Raw genomic sequence first — 16296 nt, 5'->3', positions numbered from 1 at the left:
ACCGGAGGACGATCGGACCCGCCGCGGCCAAAGGGGAGGAGCCATGATGCACCGCAATGACGTTTCGATCGCCGCACGGGGCAGGGCGCTTGCGCTCGGCCTGGCGCTGGCTGCCATTGGTGCCGTCCCCGCGTTCGCGCAGGACGGAGAGCCGCTGACCCTCGATCTGGAGGGACCGGCCGAGCGCACCACCGTCACCTATCTCTGCCGGGACGCGGAGGAGGCCGAACCGGTGGAAATGGCTGTCGAATACATCAATTTGCCGTCCAACTCGCTCGCCATCCTGCCGGTAGACGGCCGCCAGACATTGTTCGTCGATGTCATGTCCGGCTCGGGCGCGAAATACGCGGCCGGCGCGATGGTCTGGTGGACCAAGGGACGGCGCGGCGACCTCTACAGCGAAATGCGCAGCGATCCGAGCCAGACGACGGTCTGCGAAGTGCGCCGCTGATCGGGACGAGTGCTCAGTCGCCGGCCAGCGCCGCGGCACTGGCGTGCAGGGCCGGGCAGTACCCCGCAGCGATCGCAGCGACGTTCGGCAGCGGCGTTGCCATGGTGATCGGCCCGTCCGGCATTTCCCGCACGGCATCGTAGCCCGCGGGCGTCCAGCGCAGGAGGCGATTGTCCAGAACGAGCCAGGGCCGTTCCTCGACGATGACGAAGACGCCGTCGGGCAGCTCGCCTCCGAGGCGCTCCGCCCGGCGCTGATGGCGTGTGCCCGTGACGATGCGCGAGGCATGCAGGAGGTCGTCGATCTCGCGGCTCGACGGGGCGTTCTCCAGCCCGTTGCCCTCGGCGAAGGCGGAACGGTAGGCGAGGGCGGCCGCGCGGCGGCATTCCCAGCAGGGCCGGTGGCCGGCGGCAAGCGCCGTCGCCTCGTCGAGGAAGAACAATTCGGTGTAGCGGCCCGGCGCCATGATCTCGCGCTTGCGGCTTTTGAACGCCAGCGTGCAGACGATCCACGCCTTGTGCTTCCAGCGGCTGACGCCGAGGTGGCGCGCGCCGTCGTGCAGGATGCCGCGATTGCCCATGAAATCGCCCTTCGCCGGGTCGGCGACGATCTCGCCCAGCGGGGTGACGCGGTTCTGCAGGGCCATGCTGCGTTCCCTTGCCCATCTGCCGACGCATTCGGCGCCATGGTTCGCCCGGCCGAAGGGCTGGTCCGGAGCCGCGGGGCACCGTATCGTCGCGGCACGCATAGTGAAACGGGCATGGCCCTTCAGAAAGAGACAGCGGGATGATCGTCGGCGATACCATCAAGCGGGCTGGAGAGTGGACCACGGCGGCGGACACGATCACGCTGGACGAATCGGCGCGCCATCGCCGCCGCATGGCGATGGTCAGCGACGATGGCATCGCCTTCCTGCTCGACCTGCCGGAGGCGCTGCTGCTGGTCGAGGGTGACGCCATCCTCCTGGACGACGGCCGGCTGATCGCCGTGAAGGCCAAGCCCGAGGAGCTCTACGAGATCCGCGGCCGCGACGCCCGCCATCTGCTGGCGCTGGCCTGGCAGATTGGCAACCGGCATCTGGCGGCGCAATTGCTCGACGATCGCATCCTGATCCGCCGCGACGCCGTGGTGCGCACCATGCTGGAGGGGCTGGGCGCCGAAATCACCGAGACCGAGGCAGCGTTCGATCCCGAAGGCGGCGCCTACGAGCCGTCGGGCCATCACCATCCGGTTGAGACGGCCCCGCTTTGAGCCGGCTGACCGACGCAGGCCCGGTGTCGAAGTCGGCATCGGTGGCTTCTCCGCATCTGGCCGAACTCCTGACCCTGTTCTCGCCGGCCTTCCCGATCGGCGCCTTCGCCTGGTCGCATGGGCTGGAAACGGCGGTGGCCGAGCGCGTCCTGACGGATGGGGCTTCGGTCGAGGCCTGGGTACGGGTGCTGCTCGATCGCGGCAGCGGCTGGAACGACGCCGTGCTGCTGGTCGAAGCCTACGCCGCGCATCAGGCAGGCGACGCCGCCCGATTCGCGGCCGTCGCGGAGCTCGCCGAGGCGCTGGCCGGCAGTGCCGAACGCCGCGCCGAGACGCTGGCGCTGGGCGCCGCCTTCGCCGAAGCCTCGCAGCCCTGGGCGGCAACGGAGGATGCCGAGGGCACGGAAGGCAACGGGGCCATCGCCTATCCGGTCGCGGTCGGGCGGTTGGCCGCCGAAGCCGGCTTCGGGCTGGACGAGACGCTGATGGCCTTCGTGCACGGGTTCGCTGCGTCGCTGGTGTCGGCGGCGGTGCGGCTGGTGCCGCTGGCCCAGAGCGAGGCGGTGCGGATCCTGCGGCGGCTGGAGCCGGACATCCGTGTTCTGGCCGAGCGGGCGGGCCGTTCGACTCTGGACGATCTCGGCTCCGCGGCGCTAGGGTCGGACATTGCCGCACTGCGGCACGAAACCCTTCCCACGAGGCTCTTCCGCTCATGATGTCCAAGAATGGTCCCCTGCGCGTCGGCATCGGCGGCCCCGTCGGCTCGGGCAAGACGACCCTGGTCGAAAAGCTCTGCAAGGCGGCACGCGACAGCTGGTCGATCGGCGTCGTCACCAACGACATCTACACCCGGGAGGACGCCGAGGCGCTGGTCCGGCTGCAGGCGCTGCCCTCCGACCGGATCATCGGCGTCGAGACCGGCGGCTGTCCCCATACGGCGATCCGCGAGGATGCCTCGATCAACATCGCCGCGATCCGCGATCTCAACGCTCGCCATCCGGGCCTCGACCTGGTGCTGGTGGAATCGGGCGGCGACAATCTGGCGGCGACCTTCTCGCCGGACCTCGTGGATCTGTCGATCTACGTCATCTCCGTCTGCCAGGGTGACGACATTCCGCGCAAGGGCGGACCGGCGATCACCCGCTCGGACCTCCTGGTGGTCAACAAGACCGATCTCGCCCCCCATGTCGGTGCCGATCTGGAGCGGATGCGCAGCGATGCCGCGAAGGGCCGCGGCGACGGCCCGACGATCTTTGCCGATCTGTCGCGTGCCAAGGGCATCGGCGACATCCTGGCCTTCCTGTCCGAACGCGGCGGCATGAGAGCGGTGGAGAGCGCGGCTTGACACGGCTCTGGCTGAAGACGCCGCTGGCGATCCTCGCGGACGGGGCCGAGGGCGGCATCGTCGTGGAGGACGGCCGCATCGTCAAGCTGGTGCCGTCGGGCGGTGAGCCGCAGGTGGCGGCGGACGAGGTCTTCGACGCCGCCCGCCACGTCGTGCTGCCTGGGCTCGTCAACACCCACCACCATTTCTACCAGACGCTGACGCGAGCCCATCCGCAGGCGATCGACAAGGAGCTGTTTCCCTGGCTCCAGAGCCTCTACCCGATCTGGGCGCGGCTCGATCCGGACAGTTTCCGCCTGTCGGTGCGGCTGGCCCTGACCGAATTGCTGATGTCCGGCTGCACCACGGCGGCCGACCACCATTATCTGTTCCCGAAGGGGCTCGAGGACGCCATCGACATCGAAGCCGAGGAAGCGGCAGCGCTCGGCATTAGGGTGACGCTGACCCGCGGCTCGATGAATCTCAGCCAGAAGGATGGTGGCCTGCCACCGGATTCGGTGGTTCAGGACGAGGACGAGATCCTCGCCGACAGCGAACGGCTGATCGGCCGCTGGCATGACCGCAGCGACGCCGCGATGACGCAGATCGCGCTGGCGCCGTGCTCGCCCTTCTCGGTGACGAAGAGCCTGATGATGGCCAGCGCCGAGCTTGCCGAGAGGCACGATTGCCGGCTCCACACCCATCTCGGCGAGACCGAGGACGAGAACCGCTTCTGCGTCGAGAGCTTCGGCTGCCGCCCGGTCGACTATCTGGAAGATGTCGGCTGGCTCGGGCCGCGCACCTGGCTGGCCCACGGCATCCACTTCACCACCGACGAGTGCCGCCGGCTCGGCGCCCACAAGGTCGGCGTCTGCCACTGCCCGGCGTCCAACGCGGTGCTGGCCTCCGGCTTCTGCCCGGTCAACGAATTGCGTGCGGCGGGCTCGCCCGTCGGCCTCGGCGTCGACGGATCGGCATCGAACGACGCGTCGAACCTCATCGAGGCGGCGCGCCATGCGCTGATGGTGGGGCGGCTGAACTATCGCTCCGCAGAGGCGGTCACCGCCCGCGACGTGCTGGCCATGGGCACCGAAGGCTCGGCCGCCTGTCTCGGCCGGACGGATATCGGCCGCATCGCCGTCGGCATGCAGGCCGATCTCGCGCTGTTCACGCTGGACGAGCTGCGCTTCTCGGGCGCGCACGATCCGATCGCCGCGCTGGTCCTGTGCGGTGCGACCCGTGCGGACCGGGTGATGGTGAAGGGCGAGTGGCGGGTCGAGGACGGCATGCCCGTCGGCCTCGACATCGGCCAACTGCGGGCCGCGCACGGCGCCGCGGCCCTGCGCTTCGCCTGAGCCGTCCGGGGCCGCGTGGCGACCCCGGACGGCGTTTGTCTTACTCTGCGGCTGCGGCCCCGTCGGGCAGCGCGTAGGCGATCACGCTGTCGCCGCGCTTGGTGCCGAGCGAGCCGTGCCCGCCCGCCGCGACCAGCACATACTGCCGCCCGTCGGCGCCCTCGTAGGACATCGGCGTCGACTGGCCGCCGGCCGGCAGCCGGGCGCGCCAGAGCTGCTTGCCCGTCGTCACGTCGAAGCCGCGCACGTAATAGTCGAGCGTACCGGAGATGAAGGCGACGCCGCCGGCGGTGATGACCGGCCCGCCGAGATCCGGCACGCCCATCTCGAAAGGCAGCGGGATCGGCGAGGAATCGCGCACCGTGCCGTTCTTGTGCATCCATACCGTCTCGCCGGTGGCAAGGTCGGAACCCGCCACATAGCCCCAGGGCGGCGACTGGCAGGGCAGGCCGAGCACCGAGGTGAAGGGCGACAACTCGACCGCATAGGGCGCGCCGAAATTCTCGTTCAGCGCCGGCAGCGCGCCTTCCGGCTGCGACTTGTTGACGACGAGGTCGCTGTCATTGTCGCGCGGCACCAGCTTCGAGACGAAGGCCAGATAGGCGGGCGTCGAGAACATCACGTCGCGCACCGGGTCGATGGCGACGCCGCCCCAGTTGAACACGCCGAAATTGCCCGGATAGACCAGCGAGCCTTCCAGCGACGGCGGCGTGTAGCGGCCCTCGTAGCGATAGCCATGGAAGGCGATGCGGCAGGCGAGCTGATCGAACAGGGTGGCGCCCCACATGTCGGTCTCGCGGATCGCCGGCGGATCGAAGGACAGCGCCGAGACCGGCTGGGTCGGCGCGGTGAAGTCCGGTTCGACGGCGCCGCCGGGGACCGGGCTCTCGACAACCGGCAGGGCCGGCTCGCCGGTGCGCCGGTCGAGGACGTAGACCTCGCCCTGCTTGGTCGGCTGGACCAGCACCGGCACGCTCTCGCCCCTGATGGTCAGGTCGAGCAGCGAGGGCTGCGACGGCACGTCGTAATCCCACAGATCGTGATGGACGGTCTGGAACACCCAGCGCACTTCGCCGGTGGCGATGTCGAGGGCGACGACCGAGGAGGAGAAGCGCTCGACGGCGTCGGAGCGGTTTGCACCCCACTGGTCCGGGGGCTGGTTGCCGAGCGGCACATAGACCATGCCGAGCGCCTCGTCGGCCGCCGAGATCGACCAGGAATTGGGCGAGTTCGGCGTGTAGGTCTGGCCTTCCGGCAGCGGCGCAGTCTGGTCCGGATTGCCCGAATCCCACGCCCAGACGAGATCGCCCGTCTCGATGTCGTAGCCGCGGATGACCCCCGAGGCCTCGTTGGTGGAAACGTTGTCGAGGACCGTGCCGCCGACGATGACGATATTCTGGGTCACGACGACCGGCGAGGTCGAGTAATAGGACCCCGGATTGACGTTCGGCATCTTCCGCCAGAGGTCGATCTGGCCGTCGCCGCCACCGAAGCCGGTGCAGACGGCACCGGTGTCGAGGTTGAGGGCGATCAGCCGGCCGTCGGCGGTCGGCATGAACAGCTTGCCGTCGCAGGCGTCGCTGGTGCGCGCGGCGGTCGCCGCCGCCACCGGCTGGTTGCTGGTGGGCGTCTCGGCCGGAGTGGCCGGGGCGGTCGCGGCGTCACCCGCCGCTGCAGGCTGGCCGTCGGTCTGGGGCGCGGCGAGCTGGCCGCTCTGCGCAAGCGCGGTGGCCGTGCCGGTGGGCGCGTCGGAGGCCGGCGACGCCGCATCCGTGGCCGGCGCGGCGGCCGCATCGGCACCCGCCTGATCGTCCGTGCCCGGCGCCTGATAGGCAAGGCCCCGGCAGGTGAGGTGCTGCAGGGCGAGCTCGCCCTGGATCTGCGGATCGTAGCGCCAGATCTCTTCGCCGGTCGTGGCATCGAGGGCGATGACGTTCTGATGCGGCGTGCACAGATACAGCCGCTCGCCGATCTTCAGCGGGGTCACCTCGAAGGTTGTCTCCACCGGATCGCCCGGCTGGGTCTCGTCGCCCGTATGGTACTCCCAGGCCACCTGGAGCCGGTCGACATTGTCCGGGGTGATCTGGTCCAGCGGCGCATAGCGCTGGCCGTAATTGGTGCGGCCGTACTGGTGCCATTCGCCGGCCGGAACGCCGAGATCGTTCGACGCGGTCTGGCGCTCCGGCAGACGGCCCTCGACCGAGTGCAGATCGGTGAACCAGGAGATGCCGGCCACGACCAGGGCGATGACGAGGGCGCCGGACAGCGCCAGACCCGATCCGCGCCGCGCCGACGGCGTGACAACGACGCCGTCCAGTGCCTGGGCGACATTGCGGCGGCCGAGGCGCCGGGTGATCCACGGCAGGAGCAGGACGAGGCCGAGGATGAAGATGACGCCGCCGCGCGCCGCCAGCGGCCACCAGTCGAAGCCGACCTCCCAGATCGCCCAGATCAGCGTGCCGACGACGAGCGCGGCGTAGAGCGACAGCGCTTCAGGACGGCGGAACTGCAGGAGCAGCGCGGTCGCCAGCATGACGAGGCCGGCGATCAGATAGTACCAGGAACCGCCCGCGACGATCAGCCAGAGGCCGCCGCCGGTGAGGAACAGGCCGGCCAGGGCCAGGATCGCGATCGTGATGAGGGAGATGATCGAGCCGGGACCGGAGCGCATCGGACGTCCTTTCGCTGTGCAGCATGTCGGACCGACCTATCGCCCTCGGCCGGCATGTCCAGCCTTTGGCGCCTGCGGCAATGCAAAATGGACAGGCGGACGGTTGCCGGTGCCTTGCCGGCTCCCGCCCGTGCGGCCCGCGCTTCGGTTGCCGGCACTAGCCCGCCCAGGGGGACGCCGCTACCGCTCTGCCAGCACCGAATAGGGTGCCGGGTAGGTCTGCTCTTCGAGGTTCGGCTGCTCGCCGCCGCGGTCGACGACGACGAAATCGCTGGTCCGGGAGAGCGATACCAGCGGATGGTGCCAGACATTGCGGGCATAGTTCACGCCCTGGCCGGGGGCGGCGAGGAAGGCCTGGGGCTCGCCGGGCCGTCCGTCCCGATCCGGCGCCACGATGATGAGGAACGGGACAGGCTGAAGCGGCACGAAGGCCTGACTGCCCAGCGGGTGACGCTCCATCATCCGGATCGCCACCGGGAAGGCGAAGGGCTGGCCGCGAAAGATGGAGATCAGCGGACGACCGCCCTCGGTCGCGACATCCACATGGGCGAGATCGTGAAAGCGGGTGGTGGTGCCGCCATTGATCGCGAAATGCGCCGCGCCATCGGTCTCGATGACATCGCCGAAGGGAGCGAAGGCCTCCTTCGTGAGCGGGCGCGCGAACAGCGTCCGGTCGGTCCCGCTCATGATGCCTTGGTGCCGTAGAGGCGCAGCCGCGACACGCCGCCATCGGGGAAGATGTCGAGGCGGACATGGGTCACCGGACCAAGATCATTCACGTCGTCGAAGGTCCGCTCTTCGTCGGCCGCCAGCCTGGTTTCGTCGAGGAGCAGCGGCCATGCGGCGCTTTCCGCCTCGATGGAATCGGGCGAGGGATCGGTCTCGAGCCGCGCGGCGCGCAGGCTGAAACGGTCGGGGAAATTGCCCTTGAAGTGACGGGTGTCGATCAGGAGGTTGGAGATGGTGCCCGCGGTGCCGAGCTTGAGGACGCACCAGTCATTGCCGGGACGGCGGCGGCGGGCGGTCTCCCAGCCATCGGCCATTACCGGCGCGCGGCCCGGCGCCAGCATGTTGGCGGGCGCGCCGTAATGGGCGTCGTTCCACGCGATGGCGGTGCCGCCATTGGTCAGCGCGGCGAGGTCGACCACCTCGTCGTCGGCGACCTCTGACCAGTCCTTGGCGATGGTGCCGTAGACCCGCAGGCGCGCAACGCCGCCGTCGGGGTAGATGTGCAGGCGCAGCCAGCGGAACGGCCCGGCAGCGTCACTGGCGACGATGTTGTGGCTGTCGCCCTTCAGATCCATGCGCGGCACGATGGTCTGCCAGTCGTCCTCGCCCGGCGCGTCCACCGTGTCGGCCGCTTCGAGCGCGGCTTCCGGCGGGAAATTGCCGGTGAAGAAGGCGGTGTCGATGTCGACGGCGGCGATGGTGCCGCGCTGGCCGAGGCGGATGACCGCATGGTCGTGGCCGGGCGTGCGCTTGCGGCGCGATTCCCAGCCATCCATCCACTTGCCGTGGTCGTCGAAGCGCTCGGGGTAAAAGACCGGCGCCTCGGGCGCGATCATCCGGCTCTTGTCGGCGAAGAAGTCGTCGGTGGCAAAGGTGACCTCAGTGCCGAGCCGTGGATGGGCGAGATCCACATAGCGCTTCAGGAGGTCGTCGGCCTCCGGTGCGGGGTCGGCGGTGATGAAGCGTTCGGAGCTCATGCTGCGTCCTCGAAGATCTGGGCGATGCGCAGGCGGGCGATGCGCTCGACCTGCCGGCATGCGGTGGCAAATTCTGTGGCCTGATCGTTGTCGACCCGCGCCTCGAAGGCGGCAAGGATGTCGTCTTTGGTCAGGCCCTTCACGGCGATGATGAAGGGAAAGCCGAAGCGCGCGACATAGCGTGTATTGAGATCGGTGAAGCGGGCCAGCTCCGCTTCGCTCAGCCGGTCGAGGCCGGCGCCGGCCTGTTCGGATTTCGACTGCTCGGTCAAGTCGCCGGCCAGTGCCAGCTTGCCGGCGAGATCGGGATGCGCCTTGAGGATGCCCAGCCGCTCATCCTTCGAGGCGAGGCGGAAGGTCTGGATCATCGCCGCGGCAAGGCCTTCGGCCGTGTCGTTGGCGGCGCCGAGACCGCGGGTCAGGGTGCGCTCGGCGATGAAGGGCGAATGCTCGAAGACCGAGCCGAACACGTCCACGAAGGCCGTTTTCGACAATCGGCTCGGCCGCCAGGGCGCGGCATGGGGAAAGCGCTCGCGCCAGTGGCGGGCGATGTCGATCCGCCGCGCGACCCAGACGTCGGGCTTCGATTGGACATAGTCGAGGAAGCGGGCCAGCGCCGCGGCGCGGCCGGGCCGCCCGACCAGCCGGCAGTGCAGGCCGATATTCAGCATCTTCGCCTGACCGGCCTCGCCCTCCGCATAGAGGACGTCGAAGGCATCCTTCAGATAGGCGAAGAACTGGTCGCCGGAATTGAACCCCTGCGGGGTGGCGAAGCGCATGTCGTTGGTGTCGAGCGTGTAGGGAACGACCAGAAGCGGCCCGGACTCTGTCTCCTGCCAGTAGGGCAGGTCGTCGGCATAGGCGTCGGAGGCGTAGAGGAAGCCGCCCTCTTCGGCGGCGAGCTCCAGCGAGTGCTGGGACGAGCGGCCGGTGTACCAGCCGAGCGGGCGTTCGCCGGTGATCGCCGCATGCAGCGCGATGGCGTCCTGCATGTCCCGGCGCTCGTCCTCGCGGTCGTAGTCCTTGTATTCCACCCATTTCAGGCCGTGCGAGGCGATCTCCCAATCGGCCTCCTGCATCGCCGCGACCACGTCCGGGTTGCGCGCGAGCGCGGTGGCCACGCCATAGACCGTGACCGGCATGGCCCGTTCGGTGAACATGCGCCAGAGCCGCCAGAAGCCGGCGCGCGAACCGTATTCGTAGATCGATTCCATGTTCATGTGGCGCATGCCCGGCCAGGGCTGGGCGCCGACGATCTCCGACAGGAACGCCTCCGACGCCGCGTCGCCGTGGAGGACGGAGTTTTCGCCGCCCTCCTCGTAATTGACGATGAACTGGACGCAGATCTTGGCGTCGCCACTGCCGCCGGGATTGGGCCATGCCGGGGCGGGGGGCGTGCGGCCGTAGCCGAGAAGGTCGCGCGGGTAGCGGGATGATGTCATGCAGGCTCCGTCAGTCTGCACAAGAGATAGCCCGAACCCGGTCGTCTCTGGAAGCGTCGGCGAGAGACGCCGCGAAGGGTCAGCGGCGACCGCCCACCTCGTCGATATGCAGCAGCATGTCGGCGGGGTCCTCGTAGACCCGGAAGGCGCCGGCCCGCTCCAGCTCGTTGGTGCCGTAGCCGCCCGACAGCAGCCCGACGCCGAGCGCCCGGCAGCGCTGCGCGGCCAGCATGTCCCAGATCGAATCACCGACGACGATGGTGGTGTCGGTCGCAACGCCCAGCTTCTCGGCCGCAGCGATGAACAGGTCGGGATCGGGCTTGGCGTATTTGACCAGGTCGCGGGTGATCACCGGCACCTTGTCGGGATCGACGCCGAGCCGGTCGAGATTGTGCCGCGCCGTCTCCATCCGCCCACTGGTGGCGATCGCCCATTTGACGCCCGCCTCGGTCAGCGCCGCGAGGAGCTCCGTCGCGCCCGGCAGTGGCCGCACCATGTGGGCGTGCCGGCCATAGGCCTCCGCATGAAGCTTGCGCAGGCGCTCCGAGGTCTTCTCGGTGATCTCGCGATCGGTCTCGCGCAGCAGCTGGTTGGTGAACAGCCCGCCGCTCATGCCGATCTTGCGGTGGATGCGCCAGACCGACAGGGCGATGCCTTCCGAATCGAGCGCCTCCTGCCAAGCGATGACATGCTGGTAGACGCTGTCGACGAGGGTGCCGTCGAGGTCGAAGAGGAAGGCCGGTCCGTCACGCATGTTCTGGCTCCATTGGTGTCGGCCATCCCGGCGGAACGGCTGTCACGGGGGATGTGTGGCGCCAGGGCGCTGCGGCGAGTGGATTATTGTGCAGCGCCCCGCTTTACGGCTCCGCACCGGGCGGTGCAGGATGCTGACCGGATGGTCAAAAAAGCAATGGAACGGCCTCGATGGGCGAAGCAGATCAGGCGCGGCTGACGACGCATGTGCTGGACACCAGTCTCGGTCGTCCCGGCTCCGGCATCGCCGTGGCGCTGACCCGGCTCGGCCCGGACGGCAGCCGCACGCTGGTCGTCGAGGCCGTGACCAATGCCGACGGACGCTGTGACGCGCCGCTGATGGCGGGCGACGCCTTCGCAATCGGCGAATACGAGCTGGTATTCGCGGCCGGCGCCTATTTCGACGCCATGGGCATCGACCTGCAGGCGCCGAAATTCCTCGGCGACGTGGTGCTGCGCTTCGGCATCGCCGAACGCAGCCATTATCACGTGCCGCTGCTGCTCTCGCCCTTCGGCTATTCGACCTATCGGGGGAGCTGATGACGGCGATCTCCGCCCGGCCGATCCGCTTCGTGCTCAACGGCGAGGAACGCGCCGTCGAGGGCGTCGCGACGACGACGACGCTGCTGGAATATCTGCGCCGGACCGAGCGGCTGACCGGCACCAAGGAAGGCTGCGCCGAGGGCGATTGCGGTGCCTGCACGGTGCTTCTGGCCGAATCCGACGGGGCGGGCGGCCTGCATCGCCGCGCGGTGAACGCCTGCATCCAGTTTCTGCCGGCGATGAACGGCCGCGCCATCGAGACCGTGGAGCATATCGGGCGCGAGGGGCCGCATCCGGTGCAGACCGCGATGGTCGAGCGTCACGGCAGCCAGTGCGGCTTCTGCACGCCGGGTTTCGTCATGCAGCTTCATGCGGGCTGGCTGACCGGCGCGATCTCCGACCGGGCATCGGTGAAGGACCTGATCGCCGGCAATCTGTGCCGCTGCACCGGCTACGGTCCGATCATCGATGCCGGCCTCGATCTGGCCGCCGAGCCCGTCCCCGACACGCGGGCAGAGGACGCGGTGCTCTCCCGCCGCCTGCGCGTCATCGAGGGCGACGCGGTCTTTGCCTATGAGCAGGATGGCGGCCGCTGGTTCGCGCCGACCAATGTCGACGATCTCGCCGACCTCTATGCCGAGTACCCGGACGCCGTGCTGGTTGCCGGCGCGACCGATGTCGGCCTCTGGGTCACCAAGCAGCATCGCGACCTGCCCGTTCTGATCGACGTCAGCCATGTCCGGGACCTGCGGGTGATCGAGGAGGCCGGCGGCCGGGTCTATTTCGGCGCGGCGGTCACCCATCGCGAGGCCCGCGACATCCTCGCCGACATTCACCCGGATCTCGGCGAGATGCTGCGCCGCTTTGCCGGCTACCAGATCCGCAATGCCGGCACGGTCGGCGGCAACATCGCCAACGGCTCGCCCATCGGCGATCTGCCGCCCTGCCTGATCGCGCTCGGCGCGGTGCTGCATCTGCGCAAGGGCGACGATTTCCGCCAGGTGCCGCTGGAAGACTTCTTCCTCGAATATGGAAGGCAGGACCGCGCCAAGGGCGAGTTCGTCATCGCCGTCGAAGTGCCACGGCTCGAGGACGGCCAGCGCTTCTTCGCCCACAAGATCTCCAAGCGGCTGGATTCCGACATTTCGGCGGTCATGGCCGCCTTCCGCCTGACGGTCGAAGGCGAGGGGCCGGGCGCGCGCGTCACCGAGGCGCGACTGGCCTTCGGCGGCATGGCGGGCGTTCCCAGGCGCGCCGCGCGGGCCGAGGCGGCGTTGGTCGGGCAACCGCTTGGCCCCGACACCATCAAGGCCGCCATCGCCGCGCTGGCGGAGGATTTCACGCCGCTGACCGACATGCGGGCCTCGGCCGGATACCGTCTGAAGACCGCGCAGAATCTGTTGCGTCGCTTCCTGCTTCCGGAAGGGGGCGCGCCGCGCATGGGGCTGGCTGACGTGCAGCCGGAGACTTTTGGCGAACCGGTCGGTGCGGCATCATGATCGATGAAACCCGCATCCAGGATCGCGGTGCGGCCGGCGAGCCGGCGGCCGCCGAACTCGGCGAGCAGCCGCCGGGCGAGGCCCGTGCCATTCGGGGCGGCGTCAGCGCGGCGCTCGCCCATGACAGCGGCGCCAAGCATGTCTCCGGTGCCGCCCGCTATATCGACGACGATCCGGAACTGCCGGGCACGCTCCAGATCTTCATCGCCATGTCCGAGCGCGCCCATGCCCGCATCCGGTCGATGGATCTCGATGCGGTGCGCGCCGCGCCGGGCGTTGTGGCGGTGCTGACGGCAGCCGACATTCCCGGCCAGAACGACTATTCGCCGGTCTTCGGCGACGATCCGATCTTTCCGCCGCTCGAAGGCGAGGGCGCCACTGTCCAGTATGTCGGCCAGCCGATCTTCGCCGTCGCCGCCGAGACCTTGGCCCTGGCAAGGGCCGCGGCGAAATGCGCGACGATCGCCTATGAGGATCTGCCGGCGGCGATCGACCTCGACGCGGCGATCACGATGGCCGACGAGGCCGGCGAGGATCTGCTGCCGCCGCACGAGATGCGGCTCGGCGACGCCGAGGCGGTGCTCAAGACGGCCCATCAGCGCCTGCGCGGCAGGATCGAGATCGGCGGCCAGGACCATTTCTATCTGGAAGGCCAGATCGCCTCTGCGATCCCCGGCGAGGACGGCGACGTGCTCGTGCGCTCCTCAACCCAGCATCCCTCGGAGGTTCAGCACAACGTCGCCAAGATGCTCGGGATTCCCGACCATGCGGTGACCGTCGAGGTGCGGCGCATGGGCGGCGGTTTCGGCGGCAAGGAAAGCCAGCCGGCACTGTTCGCCGCCGTCGCGGCGCTGGTGGCGGTGAAGACCGGCCGGCCGGCCAAATGCCGGCTCGACCGCGACGACGACATGGTCATGACCGGCAAGCGCCACGAGGTGCGGATCGAGTACGATCTCGGCTTCGACGCCGATGGCCGGATCGAAGCCGTCGATTTCGCCCATTTCGTGCGCTGCGGCTATTCCAAGGACCTGTCCGCGGCGATTGCCGACCGGGCGATGTTCCATGCCGACAACGCCTATGCGCTGCCCGCCGCGCGCATCCATTCGCGGCGGCTGAAGACGCATACGGTCTCCAACACGGCGTTTCGCGGCTTCGGCGGTCCGCAGGGCATGGTCGGCATCGAGCGCGCCATGGACCGGATCGCCTTCGCCACCGGGCTCGATCCGCTCGACGTGCGCAAGCGCAATGTCTATCCGGCGCCCGGCAGCGAGGCGGGCCCGGCATCGACGCCCTACCACATGCCAGTGACCGATTCGGTCATCGGCGAGATCCTCGAGGAACTGGAGGCGAGCTGCGCCTATCGCGCCCGGCGCGAAAAGATCGCGGCCTTCAACGCCGCCAATCCGGTGCTGAAGAAGGGGCTCGCCCTGACGCCGGTGAAGTTCGGCATCTCCTTCACCACCAGCCATCTCAACCAGGCCGGCGCCCTCGTCCATGTCTACAAGGACGGCTCGGTGACGCTGAACCACGGCGGCACCGAGATGGGGCAGGGGCTGTTCACCAAGGTCGCGCAGGTCGTCGCCGAGGAATTCCAGATCGACATCGACCAGGTGAAGATCACCGGCACGACCACGGGCAAGGTCCCCAACACCTCGGCAACCGCCGCCTCGTCCGGCTCGGACCTCAACGGCATGGCGGCGCAGGCGGCCGCCCGCACCATCAAGGATCGGCTGATCGACTATGCCGTGGAGCGCTATCACGTGCCCCGCGACCAGGTCGTGTTCGAGGCCAACCGGGTGCGGATCGGCAATGCCGAGAAGCGCTTCTCCGATCTCGTCGGCGAGGCCTATCTGGCCCGCATCTCCCTGTCCTCGACGGGCTTCTACGCCACGCCCGGCATCAGCTACGATCGCGACAATGCCCGTGGCACGCCCTTCTATTACTTCGCCTATGGGGCGGCCTGTTCGGAGGTCGTGATCGATACGCTGACCGGCGAGTACCGGCTCTTGCGCACCGACATTCTCCACGATGTCGGCCGGTCGCTGAACCCGGCAATCGACCGGGGCCAGATCGAGGGCGGCTTCATCCAGGGCATGGGTTGGCTGACCATGGAAGAGCTCTGGTGGGACGAAGCCGGACGGCTCACGACCCATGCGCCCTCGACCTACAAGATCCCGACGGCCAACGACCGGCCCGACGATTTCCGCCTGGCGATCTGGGAGAAGGGCGAGAACCGCTCCGAAACGATCTATCGCTCCAAGGCCGTCGGCGAGCCGCCCTTCATGCTGGCGATCTCGGTGTTCTCGGCCCTGACCGATGCGATCATCGCGGCGGGTGACGGCCGGGCGTTCCCCGATCTCGACGTGCCGGCGACGCCCGAGCGGGTGCTGGCGGCCGTAGACAGCGTGCGGGGCGCCGCATGAGCCTCGCGGCCGCCCTGCGCGCGGCGCTTGCTGCGGGTGATCCGGCCGTTCTCGTCACGGTGACTGAGGTCCGCGGCTCGACCCCGCGCGAAGCCGGCGCGGCGATGCTGGTGACTGCCGACGGCATGGCCGGCACGATCGGCGGCGGGCGATTGGAATTCGAGGCCATCGAGCGCGCCCGCATGATGCTGGAGGCCGGCGAGGATACGGCCGTAATGGACGTGCCCCTCGGCCCGGAAATCGGCCAGTGCTGCGGCGGCCGCGTCCGCCTCGACCTCGCCCGCGCCGACGATGCCACGCTGCAGACCTTGACGAGGGACGACGCTGCCCGGCGCGCGGCCCAGCCCACCGTGCTGATCTTCGGCGCCGGCCATACCGGGCGCGCACTGGCGACGGCGCTGGCGCTGCTGCCCTTTTCCGTGCGGCTCGTCGACAGCCGGCCGGAGACGCTGCACGGCCTGCCCGACACCATCGCGACCGTCGCCGCCGCGCTGCCCGAGGCCGAAGTGGACGCCGCACCGCCGGGCGCCGCCTATGTGGTGATGACCCACGAGCACTCGCTGGACTTCCTCATTGCCGGCGCGGCGCTGGCGCGGGGCGATGCCGCCTATGTCGGGATGATCGGCTCGGCGACCAAGCGCGAGCGCCTGCGCCGCGACCTGGAGGCCGCCGGACGCAGCAGTGACATCGATCGGCTGACCTTGCCGATCGGCGGTGCTGCGCTGCGGGACAAGCGGCCCGAAGTGATCGCCGCGCTGACGGCTGCCGAGCTGGCGACCTGCCTGCTTTCCAGTCAACAGGAAATAGTGATCGATCGCTTTGCAGCTGCGTCTGCGCGGTGCAATAGTGCGCCAGTCCGATCAACGAGGTGACCCGCT

15 protein-coding genes are annotated in these 16296 nt (G+C 69.1%); 9 read left to right on the top strand and 6 right to left on the bottom strand.

Annotated features, from left to right (window positions below; all coding sequences use genetic code 11):
* Positions 1 to 43: 43 nt before the first annotated feature.
* On the top strand, positions 44 to 451 hold the full coding sequence (locus N7I30_RS03950) for an MliC family protein (protein ID WP_483213780.1): 408 nt from the start codon (positions 44 to 46) through the stop codon (positions 449 to 451).
* Between the two features lie 13 nt (positions 452 to 464).
* Here N7I30_RS03950 and N7I30_RS03945 read toward each other — a convergent pair whose 3' ends face one another.
* On the bottom strand, positions 465 to 1097 hold the full coding sequence (locus N7I30_RS03945) for a hypothetical protein (RefSeq protein WP_498636837.1): 633 nt from the start codon (positions 1095 to 1097) through the stop codon (positions 465 to 467).
* Between the two features lie 140 nt (positions 1098 to 1237).
* Here N7I30_RS03945 and N7I30_RS03940 point away from each other — a divergent pair, with 140 nt between their 5' ends.
* Genes N7I30_RS03940 through N7I30_RS03925 form a run of 4 tightly spaced genes read left to right on the top strand, consistent with a single transcriptional unit; the run spans position 1238 to position 4381 of the window.
* On the top strand, positions 1238 to 1702 hold the full coding sequence (locus N7I30_RS03940) for an urease accessory protein UreE (protein ID WP_230786314.1): 465 nt from the start codon (positions 1238 to 1240) through the stop codon (positions 1700 to 1702).
* Positions 1703 to 1743: 41 nt separating this feature from the next.
* Positions 1744 to 2418: an urease accessory protein UreF gene (locus N7I30_RS03935; RefSeq protein WP_498636835.1), complete on the top strand. Its 675-nt coding sequence runs from the start codon at positions 1744 to 1746 to the stop codon at positions 2416 to 2418.
* Positions 2415 to 3047 carry an urease accessory protein UreG gene (gene ureG, locus N7I30_RS03930; protein ID WP_230786309.1) on the top strand — a complete coding sequence of 211 codons (633 nt, stop codon included), beginning with the start codon at positions 2415 to 2417 and terminating at the stop codon, positions 3045 to 3047. The genes N7I30_RS03935 and ureG overlap by 4 nt, the downstream gene beginning before the upstream one ends.
* The gene (locus N7I30_RS03925; RefSeq protein ID WP_498636833.1) at positions 3044 to 4381 is read left to right on the top strand and encodes an 8-oxoguanine deaminase; all 1338 of its coding nucleotides are present in this window, start codon (positions 3044 to 3046) and stop codon (positions 4379 to 4381) included. The genes ureG and N7I30_RS03925 overlap by 4 nt, the downstream gene beginning before the upstream one ends.
* 40 nt (positions 4382 to 4421) lie before the next feature.
* Here the strand turns inward: N7I30_RS03925 and N7I30_RS03920 are convergent, their stop codons facing one another.
* From N7I30_RS03920 to N7I30_RS03900, 5 genes are all read right to left on the bottom strand, one after another.
* A complete protein-coding gene (locus N7I30_RS03920) occupies positions 4422 to 7052 on the bottom strand; it encodes a glucose/quinate/shikimate family membrane-bound PQQ-dependent dehydrogenase (protein WP_498636831.1) in 2631 nt (876 codons plus the stop codon).
* A 180-nt stretch (positions 7053 to 7232) separates the two neighbouring features.
* Positions 7233 to 7739, bottom strand: a complete 507-nt coding sequence (locus tag N7I30_RS03915) for an ureidoglycolate lyase (RefSeq protein WP_498636829.1) — start codon at positions 7737 to 7739, stop codon at positions 7233 to 7235.
* Positions 7736 to 8758: an allantoicase gene (alc, locus tag N7I30_RS03910; protein ID WP_498636827.1), complete on the bottom strand. Its 1023-nt coding sequence runs from the start codon at positions 8756 to 8758 to the stop codon at positions 7736 to 7738. Before alc ends, N7I30_RS03915 begins: the two co-directional genes overlap by 4 nt.
* Positions 8755 to 10200: an allantoinase PuuE gene (gene puuE / locus N7I30_RS03905; protein WP_498636825.1), complete on the bottom strand. Its 1446-nt coding sequence runs from the start codon at positions 10198 to 10200 to the stop codon at positions 8755 to 8757. Before puuE ends, alc begins: the two co-directional genes overlap by 4 nt.
* Positions 10201 to 10279: 79 nt before the next feature.
* Positions 10280 to 10954, bottom strand: coding sequence for an HAD family hydrolase (locus N7I30_RS03900; protein WP_498636823.1), 675 nt, complete (start codon positions 10952 to 10954; stop codon positions 10280 to 10282).
* A 170-nt stretch (positions 10955 to 11124) separates the two neighbouring features.
* Here N7I30_RS03900 and uraH point away from each other — a divergent pair, with 170 nt between their 5' ends.
* Genes uraH through xdhC form a run of 4 tightly spaced genes read left to right on the top strand, consistent with a single transcriptional unit; the run spans position 11125 to position 16290 of the window.
* Positions 11125 to 11493 (top strand): hydroxyisourate hydrolase, encoded by a 369-nt coding sequence (uraH, locus tag N7I30_RS03895; RefSeq protein ID WP_498636821.1) that lies wholly within the window; start codon positions 11125 to 11127, stop codon positions 11491 to 11493.
* Positions 11493 to 12995: a xanthine dehydrogenase small subunit gene (xdhA, locus tag N7I30_RS03890; protein WP_498636819.1), complete on the top strand. Its 1503-nt coding sequence runs from the start codon at positions 11493 to 11495 to the stop codon at positions 12993 to 12995. Before uraH ends, xdhA begins: the two co-directional genes overlap by 1 nt.
* Positions 12992 to 15418 carry a xanthine dehydrogenase molybdopterin binding subunit gene (gene xdhB, locus N7I30_RS03885; RefSeq protein ID WP_498636817.1) on the top strand — a complete coding sequence of 809 codons (2427 nt, stop codon included), beginning with the start codon at positions 12992 to 12994 and terminating at the stop codon, positions 15416 to 15418. Before xdhA ends, xdhB begins: the two co-directional genes overlap by 4 nt.
* Entirely contained in the window at positions 15415 to 16290 is an 876-nt protein-coding gene (xdhC, locus tag N7I30_RS03880; RefSeq protein ID WP_498636815.1) for a xanthine dehydrogenase accessory protein XdhC, read from the top strand. The genes xdhB and xdhC overlap by 4 nt, the downstream gene beginning before the upstream one ends.
* Positions 16291 to 16296: the final 6 nt, after the last annotated feature.

Source organism: Aurantimonas litoralis (assembly GCF_026153195.1).
Classification (GTDB): Bacteria; Pseudomonadota; Alphaproteobacteria; order Rhizobiales; family Rhizobiaceae; genus Aurantimonas; species Aurantimonas coralicida.
This window is presented reverse-complemented; position numbering and strand designations above follow the sequence as displayed.